The following is a 17,574-nucleotide window of genomic DNA, read 5'->3' as shown; positions in this document are numbered from 1 at the left end:
CTCATCACGGAAGGTCAGGGGGTAATCATATGTCTACTCCACAAATCGCGGCAATGCGTCTGCCGTCGACCACAAACCAGTCTCCATTCTCAAGGAGCACCGGTGCAAAATTCGTCTGATCCGACTGAACCAAGACCCCAAAACGGGCGAGTTCGGGTCCCAGCACGCGTCCGCTGTGCGACAATGCGACGGCCTCGTGCAGCACCGCCGCAGGGCCGATGGCCAACATGATCTCGCCGGGGACGGGTTTGGCGCTCGCCAGCGCCAGCACCGGCCCAGCGAGGGCCGCGAAGGCAAATGCGAAGACATGGATGAAGACCGGCATAGCTCCCCCTGCTGGTCTTTCTGCGGCTTTACCAGTGGGGCGTTTGCAAGCCCCTAAGACACATCAGATGTCAGGATCACGAGACACTTTCGGACCCCGGTCCGGCATCGAGGCAACACCTCGTCGGCGTCAACGCGATTTGGCCGCTGCACGCCTTCCCAAAGTACCAAACACTACATATAGTGCCGCCAAATAGATAAGCCGCAGAAAGCGGCCGGGGCAAAGGATCGGGCCATGGCGCACATTATCGTCGTCGGGAATGAGAAGGGCGGTGCCGGCAAATCCACCGTTTCGATGCATGTGGCGACTGCGCTGGCCCGGATGGGGCATAAGGTCAGCGCGCTTGATCTCGACCTGCGCCAGCGCACCTTCGGTCGCTACACCGAGAACCGCAGAGCCTTTCTTGACGGCGCCGGTCTCGATCTTGCGAGCCCCAGCACCCGGGAGCTGCCCGAAATCCCCCCCGAGAGCCTGAAACCCGGCGAAAACATCTATGACCATCGCCTCTCCGCCGCTGTCGCCTCGCTCGAGCCGGACAACGATTTCATCCTGATCGACTGCCCTGGCTCGCACACCCGGCTCAGCCAGGTGGCACATTCATTGGCCGACACGCTGATTACGCCGCTGAATGACAGCTTTGTCGATTTCGACCTGCTGGCACGGACGGATTCCACGGGCGACAAGATCCTCGGCCCCTCAGTCTATTCCGAGATGGTGTGGAACGCCCGGCAGTTGCGCGCCCAGGCCGGCCTGACGCCCATCGACTGGGTGGTCGTGCGGAACCGGATGGGCGCGCAGCGCATGGTCAACAAGGAGAAGATGGAGCGCGCCATCAAGAACCTCAGCAAGCGGATCGGCTTTCGGGTCGCGCCGGGCTTTTCGGAACGGGTCATCTTTCGCGAGTTGTTCCCGCGCGGGCTGACACTGCTCGATCTGAAGGACATTGGGGTCAAGCAGCTCAACATCTCCAACATCGCAGCGCGGCAAGAGCTGCGCGATCTGATGAAGGCGCTGAACCTACCCGGTGTCTCGATCGAGTTCTGACACGGCCAAATCACGGAAATTTCAGTTTTTTTCACAACCTGCAGAGCCGCCGCCTTCTCACGCAGGTGTGAGTCCCTGTTGATCGCGCCCTGTTCCTAAGGTGCGCCAGCCTCCGGGTCCGGAGGCCAATCTGACAGGAGTAAGACATGAAATCAGCAACCAGACACCTGCTGGCTCTGGCGGTGACCGCCATTGGCGCCAGCGCGGGCCTTTCCGCGCAGGCGACAACCCTAAAAATCACGGTCACGAACACTCAGGCCGAGGGCGGGCTTTCGATCACGCCGCTCTACACCGCATTCCATGATGGCAGCTTTGACGCCTTCGACCTCGGCGGCATGGCCTCGCCGGGCATCGAATTGATCGCGGAAACCGGAATGCCGGGCACGGTTGCGGCCGAGCGCCGCGCCGTCGATCCGGACTCGCAACCTCTGGTTTTGGCATCGCCCAGCGGCCCGCCTCCGATCCAGCCGGGAGAGATCGTCACGGACACAATCGACGTGACCGCGACCGGCCCGCTGTTCTTCACTTTTCTGTCGATGCTGTTGCCGTCGAACGATCATTTCATCGGCAACGACAATCCGCTCGCCTACCAGATCTTCGACGACAGCGGCAATTTCACCGGTGATCGCACGATCAGCGTGACCGGCGCCCAGATCTACGATGCTGGCACGGAAGCCAACGGTCTGGAAGGTGCCGCCTTTATCCAGGGTGTTGACATCGCCGACAGCCCCGCTGGCGAAGGCAGCATCCAGCAGGGCATCCCACTGTCCAATGAGCTCGTTGCACCGGGTGTGCTGCTCGCCACGGGCGACACGCTGGATCCGGCGCTGATCGATTTCACCACGGATCCGGCGGCGTTCGGCCTTTTGACCATCCAGATCTCGGAGGTGGCGCCGGTTCCACTGCCGGCCAGCGCGCCGCTTCTGCTCGGGGCCCTGGGCTTCCTCGGCTGGCGTCATCGCCGCAAGGCGCACCGCTGATACTTGCCCGCGAAAGGCCTTTCGCGGGCCTTTCGCGTTCCGACCGTCGATCATCGCGCCGCTTGTGCAGGTCGTAACTGGCCTCTCCCCGCCGCGACACCAAAAAACATTCGACGGGCCGCCCGGTGCGCCTTACATGTACCGCATGGGCACAGCTTTGATCGATCTGCTATTCTGGACCGGGCTCTTCATCGCCCTGTTTTTCCTGTTCCGCTGGCTGCAGGCCCGCAAGAAGCGGAACGGCGCCCCGCCCCCCGACGATCAGGCGGGATGACGGCGCAGGCCCCGCAACCGGCCGATGCGTTCCGGCGAATGGCCGAGAACAATGCCTGGGCCAATGCCACGTTCTACGACGCAGCGCGCAGATTGCCGGACGGTCGGCAGACAGATCCCGTGCCCGGTTTCTTCCCGACACTCGCGGCCACGCTCAACCACATCTACGAGGTCGATCTCTACTACGTGGACGCTCTGGAACAGGGCGGGAAAGGGTACACCGTTTTCGAGCGCGAAGAGGTGACATCACTCGACGCACTTGCAGCGCTGCAAGCGAGCCTCGACCGCCGCCTGATCGCCTTCTGTCAGGCGCTGACCGCGGACAAGCTGATCGAGATGCGCGACACCGAGCGCCCGGGCACAACCATCCGGGAAAACGTCCAGGCCTTGTTGCTGCACCTCTTCCAGCATCAGGTCCATCATCGCGGGCAGGCGCATGTGCAGCTTCAGACACTCGGGATCGCCCCGCCACAGCTTGACGACTTCCACCTCTCTTTCGAACGCGCCCCAACAGCGGAGGCTTACTGGAGATGAACAGATACGGACCCGGCCGGAAGGAGTTGAAGTTCCGGCTCTACGTCTCCATCGCAGGGCTTGCCTTTATGGCCGCTGCCATCGCCTATCGCGGAATGCCTCAGGGCCCAGCCATGTTCGAGACCATCGGGATCGCGGGCGCGTTCTTTGGCGGCACGTTCCTGTGGAGCCTGAAGAAGCTGATCCGAAAGGAGTATTCCGACGCCTCCGATCACTGATTCGACGCGGCCCAGACCTCGACCTCGACAACGAACTCTGGGCGGGTGAAGCCCGACACGATCACAAGGGTTGAACTCGGCAGAACCGGCACATCTCGCAGGAAGGCATCCCGAGCCGCCATGTACCCCTGCATATGCTCGCGGGCCGTGACATATGCGCTGAGGTGACAGACATGCGCCGGAGTCATGTTAGCCTCGGCCAGGATGGCCGCGATGTTCTGAAAGCAGATCTCGGCTTGCGCGTCTGCGCCGTCGGGGACGCTGCCGTCTCCGGCGAGCCCCAGTTGACCGGAGGTGCGCACCAGGCGCGCGCCGGCGGGCAGCTCGACACCGTGGGAATAACGCGCGAAGGGCGGAGCGATGCTTGTCGGCTGCAGCGGTTTCATGGGCTCTATCCTCCACGTTCAACGGGCGCATGATCGCCGATGCACCGCGCATCGCAAGCGGCCGATGTCGAAGCGGCGCACCTAGACCAGCCACGGGCAAGATTCGCGAAACCTCGGATGCCGGCCCTGATGCAGCCCTTTGCCACAGGATCGGGCGGGCCAAAACCGCGCGCGGGAAAAAAGTTGCCGCACCGGCAGGGGCGTTTTTCGTGTGCGGCCCAGAGGGCGCGGCGAGGCGGCCTGCCACATCGAAACGCAAAAGCTTTGTGCGTTAGCGACATCAGACGTCAAGAATTCGGCACAGTTGGGCCGTCTCGCCGGTTTTCCAAAGCGATTTGGCTGGAGCACGGCACGGCGGTCGCGGAACGTTGCATGTCGAGAAGCGGCAGCACCGCCGACGACCGGCAGGTGGGCACTCAGCGAGCCCCGGAGAAAGGGTTGACGCCACGCCTACGACACCTGAAACTCTCGGCGTCCCCGTGAGGGCCTGCAAAAAAGCAGACAAACTGCATCACCGCGCCGGCAATCGTCCGGCAACCGCACGCCAGGAAGACGTGCAAAAACAGAGAGGAAGAAAATGACATTTTTCACACGTACCGGCAAACCCTTGCCGAAGACCGTGGTGGACTCCGCGGCCAAGGTCGGCACCGACCCGGTCAACCGTCGTGAGTTTCTGGCCATCGCCAGTGCATTCGGCGCAACCACGGCCACAGCCTATTCGATGATCGGCATGGCCGCCCCCGCCCGCGCGGCAGGCCATCAGGAGGGCGGCGTTGTCCGCATGCAGATGGAAGTGCGCGCGCTGAAGGATCCGCGCACCTACGACTGGTCGCAGATCGCGAATTTCTCGCGTGGATGGCTTGAGTACCTCGTGATTTACGAAAACGACGGCACCTTCTCGCCCGCCCTGCTGGAAAGCTGGGAGATCAATGACAATGCGACCGAATACACGCTGAATGTGCGCCAGGGTGTGAAGTGGAACGACGGCAGCGACTTTACGGCAGAGGATGTGGCGCGCAACATCTCCGGCTGGTGCGACAAGAGCCTTGAGGGGAACTCGATGGCGGGCCGCTTCGCGGTGCTGATCGACGAAGAAACCGGGCAGGCCATCGACGGTGCGGTCACCGTCGTCGACAGCCATACGGTGAAACTCACCCTTCCGCAGCCGGATATCTCGCTCATCGCGGGCATGGCGGACTATCCCGCTGCCATCACGCCGGCCGGCTTCGATGCCGCCACCATGCTCGAGAACCCGATCGGCACCGGGCCCTACCTGCCCGAGTCGCTGGAAGTGGGCGTCAAGGGCGTGCTGGTGAAGAACACCGAACACACTTGGTGGGGCACTGACGTCTTTGGCGGGCCTTACATCGACCGGCTGGAGTACATCGACTACGGCACCGACCCCTCCGCCTTCGTGTCCGCTGCCGAGGCTGAAGAAATCGACGCGATCTATTCCATCGAGGGCGACTTCATCGACATCTTCGCGACATTGGACGGCTGGGTGGAAAACTCCATCGCCACTGCGGCGACCATCGTCATCCGCCCCAACCAACTGGCGGAGGTCGATGGCATGAAACCCTACGCGGACAAGCGCGTTCGCCAGGCGCTGACCATGGCGGTGGACAATGCCGTGCTGCTGGAGCTCGGCTATGGCGGGCGCGGCATCGAAGCCGAAAACCATCACGTGGGCCCGATGCACCCCGACTACGCAGAGCTGCCCCCGCGCAAGGTGGATCCCGCGGCGGCGAAGGCGCTGATGGACGAGGCCGGCATGGGCGACTTCGAGCACGAGCTGATCTCGATCGACGACGCCTGGCGGAAGGACACCACCGATGCGGTCGCAGCCCAGCTGCGCGACGCCGGTATCAACGTCAAGCGGACGATCCTGCCCGGCTCGACCTTCTGGAACGACTGGGTCAAGTATCCCTTCTCCTCGACCAACTGGAACCACCGCCCGCTGGGCGTGCAGATCTGGGCGCTCGCCTACCGGTCGGGCGAAGCCTGGAACGAGTTCGGCTGGTCGAACGAAGAGTTCGACAAGATGCTCGACGTGGCTCTTGCAACCGCGGACGTCGACGAACGGCGCAAGCTGATGAAGGACATGCAGGCGCTGATCCAGGAGGAGGGCGTGACGATCCAGCCCTACTGGCGCTCGCTCTACAACTTCACGAAGGAGGGGCTCGTCGGCGCGGAACACCATATCGCCTTCGAGTACCATCCGGCCCGCATGGCCTGGACCTGACCCAAACCGATATCGAGGGTCGCGCATTGCGCGGCCCTTTTTCTTTGTGGTGCCGCCAGGAGGCTCCGGCATGGAAACTGCAGTGTTGGTCGCGCAGGCCCTCGCAACCGGGCTCATCGCGGCGTGGCTGTCCCTGGGTCTGCGGGACAACCTGCTCTACCCGTCGGTGAACGAGACCTACACAGCCCAGGTGCTCGCCATGACCCGGATGCAGGCGGACTACCCCGAGGAGTTCCAGCAGGTCGCGCATCGCGCCATCACCGACCGCCGACTGCAATCGCTCGCCTTCAAACTCGTGGTCCTCGCCGAGAGCGTCGCCTGTCTGATGCTGTGGATCGGGACCATCGGGTTGCTGATGGCGCTCGCCGGGACCGCTTTGCCCGAAACCGGGCGGATGCTCGCCCTGCTCGGCGCCTTGAGCTTCACGACCGTCTGGGCCACCTTCCTGATCGTGGGCAATCACTTCTGCTATTGGTTCTGCCATGAGGGCGCGCAGAACACACATTTCCAGATGACGCTCTGGGGCCTCGCGACCATGGTGCTGCTCTGTCAGGGCTGATGAAGCAGACCTGCACGCTCGTCTTCTGACAGCCGTCCGAGCACCGTCTCCGGCAGCCTGGCGGCCGCTGTTCGCAGGTAACTCAGAACACCCCCATGCGCCGCGGGAAAGCCCAGCGCGCGCTGGCTCACGCGATCGATCAGGGCCGCGTCCGCCCCCGCGCGCAGCAACGCCAAGGCGGCCTTCGCAAGACCGAGTAGGAGGCGCGCGATCAAGATGTCATCCGAAAGGTCTCTGCGCGACACTCCGGCAAACCGGGCTTCCTCCCGCAAAAGATCCTCGACCAGCGGGTCGATCACCAACCCGCCCCCGCCCGGATAGCGATACCACCCGACACCGGCCGTCCGACCAAGACGCCCTTCGGCGACCATGCGCGGCAGGACCGGGGTGGCGGTTTCGCCGGCCGCGCGAATGCGCGCGTGCACGCGATCCAGACCCGCGATGTCCTGTGCGGCGCAGACACCGGTTTCGAACCCGAAATCTGTCATGGCCGCATCGAGGTCCCACGGGGTCGTCGCCTCGAAAAGCAATTGATCGGCAGCACCGTCGAGACCAGCTGCCAGCCGGGCGGCGATATCGCTGGTCACCCCACTGCCCCGTTGAGGAACCCTCTGGCGGCAATCAGCTTGATGAGATCGTTGAGCGAGCCCTTGACCGTACGGTTCGACGTGTCGATGTCGGCGTCCGCGCGCTCGTAGAGCGGACTGCGCGCCTCCAGCAGCGACTGAAGCTGTTCCATCGCGGCGGGATTGCCGCGCATGGGGCGCAGATCGCCCTGCGCGCGGACCCGCCGCATATGCTCGGCGGCAGAGGTCCGCAGCCAGATCGTATGAAATCGTTCCAACACCTGTTGATAGGTCGGCTCCTCAGTCACAAGCCCGCCGGCGACGGCGAGGATCAGCCGGTCGTGGGTTGCCACCACGCGCGACACCGCATCGGCTTCGAGCGCGCGATACCCATCCTGACCGTAGAACGCCATCACCTCGGCGAGCGGCATGCCCGTCTCCTGTTCGATCTCGCGGTTGAGCTCGACGAAGGGCAGGCCCAAGGCCTCGCTGGCCAGCTTGCCCAGGGTTGATTTGCCCGCACCGCGCAGACCGATCAGACAGATGCGACCGGCCCGCAGAAGGGCCGGGTTTTGCGGGGCGAGCAGCCTGCGCACCTCGCGCTGAACCTCCTGCGGCGCGTCGCGGTAGAGGGACGCGATCCGCTGGATCTCGCGATCCTCGGGTGCGTCCTCCGACAGAAAACTTTCGATCGGCACGTCGAGAGCGACCGCGATGCGGTGCAGCAAGGCGATGGAGATATTGCCCGCTCCCGCCTCCAATTGTGCCAGATAACGCGGCGAGACCCCGGACCTGTCGGACAGGACGCGCCGGGGCAGCTTTTGCGCCTTGCGCTGGCTGCGCACACGGGCCGCCACGCGCTCCTTCAGTTGCCGAGATCGATCAGCAGCAGCCAGCGGTGTCTCGGTCATGCAATCGCGCCTGGGAGCAGAGAGAGCCGCAGGTCGGTCTCAGTAGGTTTCGACATGATAGCGGCCTTCTTCGCGCATCCTGTTGCGCAGCTCTGCCCAGTCCTGCCCAGCCGAAGCGGCGATCTCGCCAAGGGCCTCTTCGACGCCGGTTTCCATCGCCTTCAGCCCGCAGATGTAGACATGCGCCTTTTCTGTTTTGAGAAGCGCGCCCACCGTATCGGCCTCTTCGCGCAGCTTGTCCTGCACGTATTGGCGGGGCTGATCCTCGGCGCGGCTGAAGGCGAAGGTTTTGCGCATGAACTGATCCGGCACCTTCTTGAGCGGACCGAAGTAGGGCAGGTCGCGCGCGCTGCGGGCACCGAAGACCAATGTCAGACTGTCCCGCGCACCGGGCGTTTCGCGCTGACGCCGCATCGTGAACCCGCGGAACGGGGCCGAGCCGGTCCCGGTACAGATCATCAGAAGATGGGCCTCCGGGTCGGACGGGAGCAGGAAGGTTGACCCGAAGGGTCCCGTGACCTGAACCTCATCGCCTTTGGCAAGATCGCAGACGTAGTTCGAGCAGAGCCCCATCTTCTCGCGCTTGACCGTCAGCGAGACATTGTTGAAGCCGGGCCGCTCGCCATCGCGCGGGCTCGAGACCGAGTAGAGCCGCGGAAGATGCGCCTTGCCCTCCGCATCGACACCCGGTGGAACAATGCCGATGCTCTGGCCCTCGAGGACGGGAAACGGCACCCGGCCGAGATCGAGAATGATATGCCGCACGTCGTTGTCGCCCGCCGCATCGGTCAGGCGGTAGTTGCCCTGCACCGTCGCTTTGGCCGGGTTCGACAGAGAATAGAGGTTGATGGTGGGTTTGGAGGCCGTCGCAGGTGCCCGGGCCTTGCCGCCCGTGCCCTTGTGCGCCTCTGCCAACAGCGCTACGACGACATCGTCATGCGCCTCGATCTCCTCGCCGCCGGCGTCTTCCGGCAGCGCGATGTCGTCTTGCTCGGGCAGCTCATCGAAGGCGTACTGCTGCTCCAGCGTGTAGGGTGTCTCGACCACGCGCCATTCGTCGATGGAGCCCGTGGGGCAGACCGGGATGCAGTCCATGCAGAAATTGCAGATGTCCGGATCGACCACGACATTGGTGTCGTCATGCTGGATCGCCCCGATAGGGCAGGTCATCTCGCAGGTGTAGCAGCGGATGCAGATTTCCGGATCGATCAGATGCTGTTTGACAGGTGTCGTCATGGGCTGGCGGTGGCGCGTCTCAGAAACGTCTCGGGCAATACGGCGAGATCCACGATGTCACGGCACAAGCCTTTGCAATCGGTACAGCCGATGCAGTTCAGGCTGGGGAAAGCGGGGGGTTTTGCGGGTTGCGTCTTCATGGTCCTGTCTCCTCTCGGTGATCGGGATGGGTTCGGTGATGCGGGCCAGTGAAACTGGCCCGACCGCCGCGCGCTTTGATTCAGGTCAAGCCATGTGCAGTTTCACGTATTCGAAATCACCCGGCTTGTTGTCGATGCCGACCTTCGGCGGCGCGATCCATGAGGCGTACTCTCCAGGCTCGTAGCAGGGCACCATCAGCGACTGGATGAAATCCCCATCCGCCTTGGTGGGCAGCCAGTCCTCCCGCCGTTTGGCCCACTCCTCGGCGGAGACGATGTTCCCATCGGGATCCACCGCGACGGTCGAAAACACGCCGATCTGACGGTGAAAGCCCTCGTGTGGCAGTTTCAATTCATACTCGATACCCGCCTTGGCGATCATCTTGTTCCAACGCCCGATACCGCCCGCGGCATCCCGCACATAGTCGTCGCGCAGCCGCATGTTGATGGCGGTAAGCGCAGGCACATCCTCCGTCAGGATCTTGCCGTCCTTGATCGACGTCACCGGATATGTGTCGTTTTGCAGCTTGTGATCGTCATCGATCCGCTGCTCCATGTAGCGCCCCTTGATGCCGGCGTTGAAGGCATTGGCGGCGTTGGTCGAGACCTCCTGCCCGAAGAGATCAAGGCTGAGCGTGTAGTGCAGGTTGAGCTTCTTCTGGATCGTGGGCAGGTCGATCACGCCAAGATCGCGGATCTTGTTGATATCGGTGGGGTCTGTGATGCCGGCCTTGGTCATCGCCTCCAGCGTCGCCTGAATGGTGCGGCCGACACCGGTCTCGCCGACGAACATGTGATGCGCCTCCTCCGTCAGCATGAAGCGGCAGGTGCGGCTCAGCGGGTCGAAGCCCGATTGCGCGAGGCTCTCCAGCTGCATTTTGCCGTCGCGATCGGTGAAATAGGTGAACATGAAGAAGCTGAGCCAATCGGGCGTCTCTTCGTTGAAGGCGCCAAGCATGCGCGGCGCCTCCTCCGAGCCCGAGGAGCGCACCAGCAGATCATCCGCCTCCTCCCGCCCATCACGCCCGAAGTATTTCTGAAGTAGGTAGACCATCGCCCAGAGGTGTCGGCCTTCCTCAACATTGACCTGGAAGAGGTTCCGCATGTCGTAGAGCGAGGGCGCCGTGAGCCCGAGAAACCGCTGCTGCTCGACCGAGCCGGGCTCGGTGTCGCCCTGGATCACGATCAGGCGTTTGAGCATATTGCGGTATTCGCCCGGCACCTCCTGCCAGGCCGGCTCGCCCAGATGCTCGCCCATGGCAATGCGCCGATCCTCGACCGCAGGGGCCAGCAGAACGCCCCATCGATACTCCGGCATCTTCACGTAGTCGAACTTGGCCCAGCCTTTCGGGTCTACGGAGACCGCGGTGCGCAGATAGACCATGCTCTCCTGGAAGTTCTGCGGAATGAGGTCATTCCACCAGTTGATGTAGCCCGGGTGCCATTTCTCAAGCGCCTTCAGCACCTTCTTGTCGGAACTCAGGCCGACGTTGTTGGGAATTTGGCTGTCGTAGCTCACGTTGATCAGATCGAGCATTCCGTCCTCCTGTCGGATGGGGTGGCCTGAAAGCCCACCCGACCTGCCGGTCCAGACCGTTCGTGCTGGCAGGTAGGGTGGGCTTTCAGGCCACCCGTGCTAGACACGTTGCATGTCAAACACCCCCCGCACTCCTGTTCCGTACCGTTGCAGCGCACCCTCGGGGCCCACCGCGTTGGGCCGCTGGAAGATCCAGTTCTGCCAGGCCGTCAGACGCCCGAAAATGCGCGTCTCCATCGTCTCCGGGCCGGCAAAGCGCAGGTTGGCCTCCATCCCGGTCATTGCATCCGGCGAGAAACTCGCCCGTTCCTCACGGAACAAGCGGATTTCATCCTCCCAGTCGATGTCGTCATAGGCGTAGGTGACAAGCCCCAGCGTCTCCGCCTTGGCGGCGTCCAGCGGCGTTCCGATCTGCGCGCGTAAACCGGCGATGTCATCGGGCGCACCCAGAAAACGGGTCTCGAGCCGGCTCAAACCATTGCCCATGCGATACTGTCCGAAGTTCGCGTCGGTCAGCTGAACAGAGGCCAGAGGCCGGTCGTCCTCCTCGAAAGGTTCCAACATCATGTAGCTGCGGTCCACCGACCAGAGCAGCTCGGCCAGAACGCCCGCGTAGCAGGAGCCATGCTCTACCATTGCGACGAGACTGCGCGAGGTCATGTCGACCCGCTTGAGCACGCGCTTCCACAGACACAGTACCTCATTCGCCAGCCAATGATCCGCGTGGGCAAGCAGCAGCGCCTCATGGGCGACAACGCGCGCCGGATCGCCCGCGGTCTGGAATTCGATCAGCCCCAGCGCATCTTCATTGGTCCTCAGATGCAGAATGGCATCGTCCAATTCGCGCGCGCACCGCAGCATCCAGGTCTCCGAGCCCTCGGCCGTGAGAGCCGCCACATCGGCGGGCGCATCCGTCTCCGGCCCCTTGATGGTAATCACCGCGCGGCGCCCCGGCCGGTCCAGCGCCACATCGATCGTCGAATAGATCACCGCATCGGCCAAGAACTGCCGCTGCAAGGGCTTGAGCTCAATCCCCTGCGTGACATCGGGCTTGCGAGAGGTGGCAGCAAAGGCCTCGGCACGGGCGCGCACGCCCGCATCGAACTGTGAATTGGGGATCACCTCGTCGACCAGCCGCCACTCCTGCGCACGCTTGCCCTTCACCCCCTCCTCGACCGAGCAGAAGACATCGGCCAGATCGCGGCGCACCTTGCGCTTGTCGGTCACGCGCGTCAGCCCGCCGGTGCCGGGCAGCACTGCAAGCAACGGCACCTCGGGCAGCGCCACCGAGGAGGTGCTGTCATCCGTCAGCATGATGTGGTTGCACGCAAGCGCAAGCTCATAGCCGCCGCCCGCGCAGGCGCCACGCACCGCACAGATGTAGTTCTGGCCGCTGTCTTCCAGCGCCGCCTCCAGGGTGTTCCGCGTCTCATTGGTGAACTTGCAGAAGTTCACCTTGTGGGCATGGCTCGCGCTGCCCAACATGCGGATGTTCGCACCGGCGCAGAACACCTTGTCCTTGGCCGACGTCAGAACGACGACCTTCACCTCCGGGTGTTCGAAGCGCATGCGCTGCACCACATCCGCCAGTTCGATGTCGACGCCGAGATCGTATGAATTCAGTTTGAGTTGATACCCCTCGAAGAGCCCGGCGTCTTCGTCCACATCCATGTAAAGATAAGCCACTGGCCCGTCATGCTCGACGGTCCAGTGCTTCATCCCGGCCGGATCAACTTGGAAATCTATGCGCTTGCTCACGGCTGGCCTCTATCGTCGCACCACATCACGCAGCACTCATGGGAACTATAGTACATTTTCCGGGCATCGAAAACCGATCATAATGCCAAGATATTGATCGGATACATCCAAATTATAATTTATAGTGCATATTTAGGTCATATCGGGTCTGATCGACTTCGGCTTGAAGATCGACGATTCCGACGCCGAGAACCGTCGCTTGGCCTGCGCACCTGCTCAGATGCGCCGCGCTCATGTCGCAGAGCCGCCCTGCCGCCTTTGGGCGGCGCATCGCAAGCTTCAGCCGCGCGTTGGCCAGTTGGATGAGCGCCTGCACAAGCTCACGTTCCGGACTTGGGTCAGGCGTTCGGAGCCAGATCGCCTCTAGCACCTCGTGGCACTCCCAGAAGTATCCGGCTCCGAGATAAGCCAGACCGGTGCGGAAGGCCGCGGTGTGCCGCAGCGCGTCCGGGGTTGCAGTGTCTTGGGCAGAGGCCTTGATGTGATCGAACCAGCCCTCCGGGTGGCGCGCCGTCCGACCGGGGACGTAGGCATGCGGAGGGCGCAGATCGGCCGACAGCTCAGGCCAGCGCAACATGGGCCCGCTCCAGCCGGAGAAGTCGCGCGGCGAAGTCCTGCACCGCCTCGAGCGTGGCCTCTGTTTGCTCCAGGTGCGGGGTGTGGCCGCAGCCCTCGAGGATAAGTGTCTCGACCGGGGAATAGGCACGTGCCGCGATTTCATCGACCTGCGCCAGGCTGCCGTAAGCGTCCTCCGTGCCCTGGACCACCAGAGCCGGGATGCGCCAATACTCAATCACATCGGCCACATTCCACTCCGCGAAGGAAGGATCCGTCCAGGCATCGTGCCACCCGCGAAACGCGCCATCCACATCGTCGTGATAGGGTGCCAGCCGGGCGCGCAGGTCACCGGAGGCAAAGGCCGTGCCGGCGGCCCTGATCGCCGCGATCCCCTTCGGCTCGACAAAGAAATGCGGCGCGATCAGCACCAGCCCACGCACCCGCTGGTCACTGACAGATCCGGCGTATTCCCCCACGATCGTTGCCCCATCGGAGTGCCCCAGCAGGATCACGTCACCCAGACCCGCAGCATCCATTAAGGGGCCGAGAACCGCCTTGGCCTCGCGCGTCATGTAGTCCAGCGGGCGCGGCAGGCGCGCAGGGTCCGACCTGCCATAGCCGTGCCGCGAGTAGGCAAAGACGCCAAGACCGGTGCGCGCCGCCAGCGCGGCCGGGACATCGCGCCAGAGGGCCACAGACCCCAAGCCCTCATGGAGGAGGACGAACGTCGGCCCTTGCCCCGGTGGCGGGCCATGACAGGCATATTCGAGCGACACACCCCCCACGGCCAGCCGCGTCTCAGGTGTGACGCTCCAGTCGATCACGACGCCTCCATCTCCCGCAGCTTGAACCGCTGGATCTTGCCGGTTGCGGTCTTGGGCAGGTCGTCCACGATCTCGATCCAGCGCGGATACTTCCACTTACCGACCCGTGACTTCACGTGTGTGATCAGCTGCGCCTCGAGGTCGGGCGGCGCGTCAGTCTCGAGCACGATGAAGGCCTTCGGCTTCTCGAGCCCGGCGTCATCCCGGGCAGAGACAACAGCCGCTTCCAGAACCGCCGGGTGGCTGGCCAGCGCCTGTTCGACTTCGAAGGGCGAGACCCAGATGCCCGAGACCTTGAACATGTCGTCCGTCCGCCCGCAATAGACGTACCGCCCATCGGGGCGGCGTTCGTATTTGTCGCCCGTGCGCGTCCATACGCCTTCGAAGGTCCGGCGCGACTTCTCCCGCTGGTTCCAGTAGCCTGCGGCGGCCGAGGCGCCATTGACCAGCATCTCACCGATCTCGTTGTCGGCCACATCCCGGCCCGCATCATCAACGAGGCGCACGTCATATCCCGGCACCGGCGTACCGGAGGTGCCATAGGCCAGATTGTCCGCGCTGTTGCTGAGGAAGATGTGCAGCATCTCGGTGGAGCCTACACCGTCGAGGATATCCACGCCGGTGAGCGCCTGCCAGCGCCTGCCCACATCTTCCGGCAGCGCCTCACCCGCTGAGATGCACCGCCGCAACGGCGCCCTCGGGGCGCCCGTCCTATCCATCTGGGCCACCATCGCGGCATAGAGCGTCGGCACCCCGCCGAAGAGCGTCGGCTGTTCGGCCTCGATCGTGGCGATCATATCACTCGGGGTCGGACGCCCTGCGAAGAGGATCGTCTTGGCGCCCACGGCCAGCGGGAAGGTCATCGCATTACCAAGCCCGTAGGCAAAGAAGAGCTTGGCTGCGGAGAAAACTGTGTCGTCCTCCGTCAGGCCGAGCACATGGGCGCCATAGGTGTCCGCTGTCGCCTGCATGCTGGAATGCACATGCTGGACACCTTTCGGCTGGCCGGTCGACCCCGAAGAATATAGCCAGAAGGCAATGTCATCGGATGAGACCGGCGCAGTCGGATGCCTCTCTGCACCAGACAGGAACTGCGTATGGCTCTGGGTTCCGTCCGGGGCCGCGCCACCGATAACAACGACCCTGCGCAGGTGGGGCGCTTCGGCGAGGGCTGGCTTCACCGCGTCGTAAAGCTCGGCCGAGACCACAAGTGTCACGGCCCGACTGTCTTGCAGTATGGCGGCGTAGATCGGCGCTGCGAGCAAGGTGTTGATCGGGATCGGAACGACCCCGCACTTCAGGGCGCCGAAAAACACAGATGGAAACTCCAGCGTATCCAGCATGAGCATGGCAACGCGTTCTTCCGGCCGAAGGCCTGCACGGATCAGCGCACCGGCCCATTGCCCCGCGTCCTCGGCCAGCTGCTGAAACGTCATCTCGCGCCCAGACCCCGCCTCGCGATAGGCAACCCTTTCACCCCGCCCTTCGTCGAGGTGACGATCGACAAAGTAGCTGGCCGCGTTCATCGAGGTGCTGATCACCTGTCCCTCCCACGAAACACCAAAAGCTCTGCGCCATAGTGCACGGCCTCAGGCGCGCCGCAAGCGCTGGCGGGGCACGCTGCACGATAGTGCACGCCGTGCGTCAGGCGGGCAGCAGGAAGAGGGTGATGGCCGGGAACATGACGAGAATGATGACCCGGACAATGTCGGAGCCGACGAAGAACAGGACCGCCTTGTAGGTCTCGGTCATCGGTGTCTCGCGGTCCATTGCATTGATGATGAAGAGATTCATGCCCACAGGCGGCGTGATCAGCCCGACTTCGACCACGATCAGCACAAGGATGCCGAACCAGATCGCCAGATGCTCGGGCGACATGCCGAAATCCATCGCCGAGATCACCGGAAAGAAGATCGGCACGGTCAGCAGGATCATCGAGAGGCTGTCCATCAGGCAGCCGAAGATCAGGTAGAAGATCAGGATCACCGACAGAACCAGCCACGGGCTGAAGCCCTGGGTCAGCACCCAGTCCGCCATGAATTGCGGCACGCCCGAGAGCGCGAGGAAGCTGTTGTAGAAGCTCGCACCCAAGACGATGAAGAAGATCATCGCCGTGGTGCGGGCGGTCCCGAACAGGCTGTCGCGGAACACCGCCCAATTGAGGCTGCCCGAAAGCAGCGCCACCAGCCCGGTGCCCGCCGCTCCGATGGCCGAGCCTTCGGTGGGTGTGAACCAGCCCAGGTAGATGCCGCCCACAACGAGGCCGAAGATCAGCAGCACCGGCCAGCACCCGGCCAGCGCGGCCCAGCGTTCGGACATCGGCTGGGCCGGGCGGGTACCGGCGGATTTGGGGTAGAGCCGCACGTAGATCGAGATCGTCAGCATGTATCCCAAGGCCGCCATGATCCCCGGAATGAAAGCGGCGAGGAACAGCTTGGCAATGTTCTGTTCGGTCAGGATCGCGTAGATCACAAGGATGACGGAGGGCGGGATCAGAATGCCAAGCGTGCCGCCCGCTGCCAGGGTGGCGGTCGAAAACCCGCCCGAATAGCCATAGCGCCGCAGCTCCGGCAAGGCGACCTTCGACATGGTGGCAGCCGTGGCCAGCGACGAGCCGCAGATCGCGCCGAAGCCCGCACAGGCGCCTACGGAGGCCATGGCGACACCACCACGGCGATGCCCGAGAAAGCTCTCGGCCGCCTTGAAGAGTGCCGACGACATACCCGAGAGCGTCGCGAACTGCCCCATGAGCAGAAACATCGGGATGATCGACAGCGAATAGCTGGAGAACTGCGTGTAGGTCTCGGATTTCAGCTTGTTGAGGAGCACATTCGGGTTGCCGCCCATCGCGAAGTACCAGCCCGCAAACCCGCAGAGCAGCATCGCGAGGCCAATCGGCGCGCGCAGGAACACCATGAGCAGCAGGATCGGGAAGGATAGAAAACCTAGCTCGAGGTTGCTCACGATCAGTCCCTAGGCGGTGGGCAACAGGGCACGGCCGGACAGGCACTCGCGCACCCGCATGACCGCGCAGTAGACCGCGACAAGGCAGGTGACCACGCAGGCGGCAAAGCTGAACGCATAGCCCCACCAGACCGGAAACTGCAGGAAGAACGTGGTTTCGCCATTGCCGATATAGCGCTGCATTCCCTCGTAGAGCCGCCAGCTGATCAGGATCAGCGCCGCCGTCAGGACCACCTCCCAGAAGGCGATGATCGCACGGTTGATGCGCTTGGGCAGTTGCGACGTGAAGATGTCCACTGTCGCATGGGCGCCGTGCAACTGGCAAATCGGAAAGAAGGAGAAGATCGCGAAGGCGACGCCGGCTTCGAGTATCTCGTAGCTGCCGTTGACCTCACCGATCCCGATCTCACGCCCCGCGGTCGAGACCGTGGTCAGGATCACCAGCCCCACAAGAACCAGCCCGCCGATGATCGCGGTGGTGCGGGCAAGCAGATGCACGGCCTGATGCATGAGACGCTC

The 17,574-nt window shown here is 63.5% G+C and carries 19 protein-coding genes; 7 read left to right on the top strand and 12 right to left on the bottom strand.

The window, feature by feature from the left end:
- Positions 1-25: 25 nt before the first annotated feature.
- On the bottom strand, positions 26-325 hold the full coding sequence (locus MUB52_RS10075) for a hypothetical protein (protein WP_263844087.1): 300 nt from the start codon (positions 323-325) through the stop codon (positions 26-28).
- A gap of 234 nt (positions 326-559) precedes the next feature.
- Here MUB52_RS10075 and MUB52_RS10070 point away from each other — a divergent pair, with 234 nt between their 5' ends.
- The 5 genes from MUB52_RS10070 (at position 560) to MUB52_RS10050 (ending at position 3,374) form a co-directional block, all read left to right on the top strand.
- Positions 560-1,369: a division plane positioning ATPase MipZ gene (locus tag MUB52_RS10070; protein ID WP_263844086.1), complete on the top strand. Its 810-nt coding sequence runs from the start codon at positions 560-562 to the stop codon at positions 1,367-1,369.
- A gap of 146 nt (positions 1,370-1,515) precedes the next feature.
- Positions 1,516-2,349, top strand: a complete 834-nt coding sequence (locus tag MUB52_RS10065; protein WP_263844085.1) for a spondin domain-containing protein — start codon at positions 1,516-1,518, stop codon at positions 2,347-2,349.
- A 145-nt stretch (positions 2,350-2,494) separates the two neighbouring features.
- Positions 2,495-2,623 (top strand): hypothetical protein, encoded by a 129-nt coding sequence (locus MUB52_RS10060; RefSeq protein WP_263844084.1) that lies wholly within the window; start codon positions 2,495-2,497, stop codon positions 2,621-2,623.
- On the top strand, positions 2,620-3,156 hold the full coding sequence (locus MUB52_RS10055; protein ID WP_263844083.1) for a DinB family protein: 537 nt from the start codon (positions 2,620-2,622) through the stop codon (positions 3,154-3,156). The genes MUB52_RS10060 and MUB52_RS10055 overlap by 4 nt, the downstream gene beginning before the upstream one ends.
- On the top strand, positions 3,153-3,374 hold the full coding sequence (locus tag MUB52_RS10050; RefSeq protein ID WP_263844082.1) for a hypothetical protein: 222 nt from the start codon (positions 3,153-3,155) through the stop codon (positions 3,372-3,374). Before MUB52_RS10055 ends, MUB52_RS10050 begins: the two co-directional genes overlap by 4 nt.
- Here the strand turns inward: MUB52_RS10050 and MUB52_RS10045 are convergent.
- Positions 3,368-3,760 (bottom strand): RidA family protein, encoded by a 393-nt coding sequence (locus tag MUB52_RS10045; RefSeq protein ID WP_263844081.1) that lies wholly within the window; start codon positions 3,758-3,760, stop codon positions 3,368-3,370. The genes MUB52_RS10050 and MUB52_RS10045 overlap by 7 nt on opposite strands.
- Positions 3,761-4,337: 577 nt before the next feature.
- Here MUB52_RS10045 and MUB52_RS10040 point away from each other — a divergent pair.
- Together MUB52_RS10040 and MUB52_RS10035 are read left to right on the top strand one after the other, a co-directional pair.
- The gene (locus MUB52_RS10040) at positions 4,338-6,002 is read left to right on the top strand and encodes an ABC transporter substrate-binding protein (RefSeq protein ID WP_263844080.1); all 1,665 of its coding nucleotides are present in this window, start codon (positions 4,338-4,340) and stop codon (positions 6,000-6,002) included.
- A gap of 70 nt (positions 6,003-6,072) precedes the next feature.
- Entirely contained in the window at positions 6,073-6,561 is a 489-nt protein-coding gene (locus MUB52_RS10035; RefSeq protein ID WP_263844079.1) for a DUF2165 domain-containing protein, read from the top strand.
- On the opposite strand, the gene MUB52_RS10030 is transcribed toward MUB52_RS10035, so the two are convergent.
- The 10 genes from MUB52_RS10030 to MUB52_RS09985 all read right to left on the bottom strand — a co-directional run bounded on the left by MUB52_RS10030 (position 6,552) and on the right by MUB52_RS09985 (position 17,565).
- Complete coding sequence (locus MUB52_RS10030; RefSeq protein WP_263844078.1) at positions 6,552-7,148, bottom strand: 3-hydroxyacyl-CoA dehydrogenase family protein; 597 nt, start codon at positions 7,146-7,148, stop codon at positions 6,552-6,554. The two genes, MUB52_RS10035 and MUB52_RS10030, sit on opposite strands and share 10 nt — an antisense overlap.
- The gene (locus MUB52_RS10025; RefSeq protein WP_263844077.1) at positions 7,145-8,038 is read right to left on the bottom strand and encodes a helix-turn-helix transcriptional regulator; all 894 of its coding nucleotides are present in this window, start codon (positions 8,036-8,038) and stop codon (positions 7,145-7,147) included. The genes MUB52_RS10030 and MUB52_RS10025 overlap by 4 nt, the downstream gene beginning before the upstream one ends.
- Before the next feature lie 39 nt (positions 8,039-8,077).
- Entirely contained in the window at positions 8,078-9,274 is a 1,197-nt protein-coding gene (gene boxA / locus MUB52_RS10020; RefSeq protein ID WP_263844076.1) for a benzoyl-CoA 2,3-epoxidase subunit BoxA, read from the bottom strand.
- Positions 9,275-9,499: 225 nt separating this feature from the next.
- On the bottom strand, positions 9,500-10,951 hold the full coding sequence (boxB, locus tag MUB52_RS10015) for a benzoyl-CoA 2,3-epoxidase subunit BoxB (RefSeq protein WP_263844075.1): 1,452 nt from the start codon (positions 10,949-10,951) through the stop codon (positions 9,500-9,502).
- Between the two features lie 99 nt (positions 10,952-11,050).
- Positions 11,051-12,709 carry a 2,3-epoxybenzoyl-CoA dihydrolase gene (boxC, locus tag MUB52_RS10010; protein WP_263844074.1) on the bottom strand — a complete coding sequence of 553 codons (1,659 nt, stop codon included), beginning with the start codon at positions 12,707-12,709 and terminating at the stop codon, positions 11,051-11,053.
- A 112-nt stretch (positions 12,710-12,821) separates the two neighbouring features.
- Positions 12,822-13,286: a DUF309 domain-containing protein gene (locus MUB52_RS10005; RefSeq protein WP_263844073.1), complete on the bottom strand. Its 465-nt coding sequence runs from the start codon at positions 13,284-13,286 to the stop codon at positions 12,822-12,824.
- The gene (locus MUB52_RS10000; protein WP_263844072.1) at positions 13,270-14,091 is read right to left on the bottom strand and encodes an alpha/beta fold hydrolase; all 822 of its coding nucleotides are present in this window, start codon (positions 14,089-14,091) and stop codon (positions 13,270-13,272) included. Before MUB52_RS10000 ends, MUB52_RS10005 begins: the two co-directional genes overlap by 17 nt.
- The gene (locus MUB52_RS09995) at positions 14,088-15,632 is read right to left on the bottom strand and encodes a benzoate-CoA ligase family protein (protein WP_404818215.1); all 1,545 of its coding nucleotides are present in this window, start codon (positions 15,630-15,632) and stop codon (positions 14,088-14,090) included. Before MUB52_RS09995 ends, MUB52_RS10000 begins: the two co-directional genes overlap by 4 nt.
- 103 nt (positions 15,633-15,735) lie before the next feature.
- Positions 15,736-17,055 (bottom strand): TRAP transporter large permease, encoded by a 1,320-nt coding sequence (locus tag MUB52_RS09990; protein WP_263844071.1) that lies wholly within the window; start codon positions 17,053-17,055, stop codon positions 15,736-15,738.
- 9 nt (positions 17,056-17,064) lie between these two features.
- Positions 17,065-17,565 carry a TRAP transporter small permease gene (locus tag MUB52_RS09985; protein WP_263844070.1) on the bottom strand — a complete coding sequence of 167 codons (501 nt, stop codon included), beginning with the start codon at positions 17,563-17,565 and terminating at the stop codon, positions 17,065-17,067.
- Positions 17,566-17,574 lie beyond the last annotated feature (9 nt).

The sequence above is a fragment of the Roseobacter sinensis genome (assembly GCF_025755255.1).
Taxonomy (GTDB): Bacteria; Pseudomonadota; Alphaproteobacteria; order Rhodobacterales; family Rhodobacteraceae; genus Roseobacter; species Roseobacter sinensis.
The sequence above is the reverse complement of the archived record's forward strand: the minus strand, read 5'-3'. Positions and strand labels throughout refer to the sequence as shown.

Bases quoted from the DNA above. Each gene is read 5' to 3' on its own strand.
- MUB52_RS10065 (WP_263844085.1), top strand. From the start codon at position 1,516: ATGAAATCAGCAACCAGACACCTGCTGGCTCTGGCGGTGACCGCCATT.
- MUB52_RS10060 (WP_263844084.1), top strand. From the start codon at position 2,495: ATGGGCACAGCTTTGATCGATCTGCTATTCTGGACCGGGCTCTTCATC.
- MUB52_RS10075 (WP_263844087.1), bottom strand. From the start codon at position 325: ATGCCGGTCTTCATCCATGTCTTCGCATTTGCCTTCGCGGCCCTCGCT.
- MUB52_RS10040 (WP_263844080.1), top strand. From the start codon at position 4,338: ATGACATTTTTCACACGTACCGGCAAACCCTTGCCGAAGACCGTGGTG.
- MUB52_RS10035 (WP_263844079.1), top strand. From the start codon at position 6,073: ATGGAAACTGCAGTGTTGGTCGCGCAGGCCCTCGCAACCGGGCTCATC.
- MUB52_RS09985 (WP_263844070.1), bottom strand. From the start codon at position 17,565: ATGCATCAGGCCGTGCATCTGCTTGCCCGCACCACCGCGATCATCGGC.
- MUB52_RS10005 (WP_263844073.1), bottom strand. From the start codon at position 13,286: ATGTTGCGCTGGCCTGAGCTGTCGGCCGATCTGCGCCCTCCGCATGCC.
- boxB (WP_263844075.1), bottom strand. From the start codon at position 10,951: ATGCTCGATCTGATCAACGTGAGCTACGACAGCCAAATTCCCAACAAC.
- MUB52_RS10045 (WP_263844081.1), bottom strand. From the start codon at position 3,760: ATGAAACCGCTGCAGCCGACAAGCATCGCTCCGCCCTTCGCGCGTTAT.
- boxA (WP_263844076.1), bottom strand. From the start codon at position 9,274: ATGACGACACCTGTCAAACAGCATCTGATCGATCCGGAAATCTGCATC.
- MUB52_RS10025 (WP_263844077.1), bottom strand. From the start codon at position 8,038: ATGACCGAGACACCGCTGGCTGCTGCTGATCGATCTCGGCAACTGAAG.
- MUB52_RS10055 (WP_263844083.1), top strand. From the start codon at position 2,620: ATGACGGCGCAGGCCCCGCAACCGGCCGATGCGTTCCGGCGAATGGCC.
- MUB52_RS10070 (WP_263844086.1), top strand. From the start codon at position 560: ATGGCGCACATTATCGTCGTCGGGAATGAGAAGGGCGGTGCCGGCAAA.
- MUB52_RS10050 (WP_263844082.1), top strand. From the start codon at position 3,153: ATGAACAGATACGGACCCGGCCGGAAGGAGTTGAAGTTCCGGCTCTAC.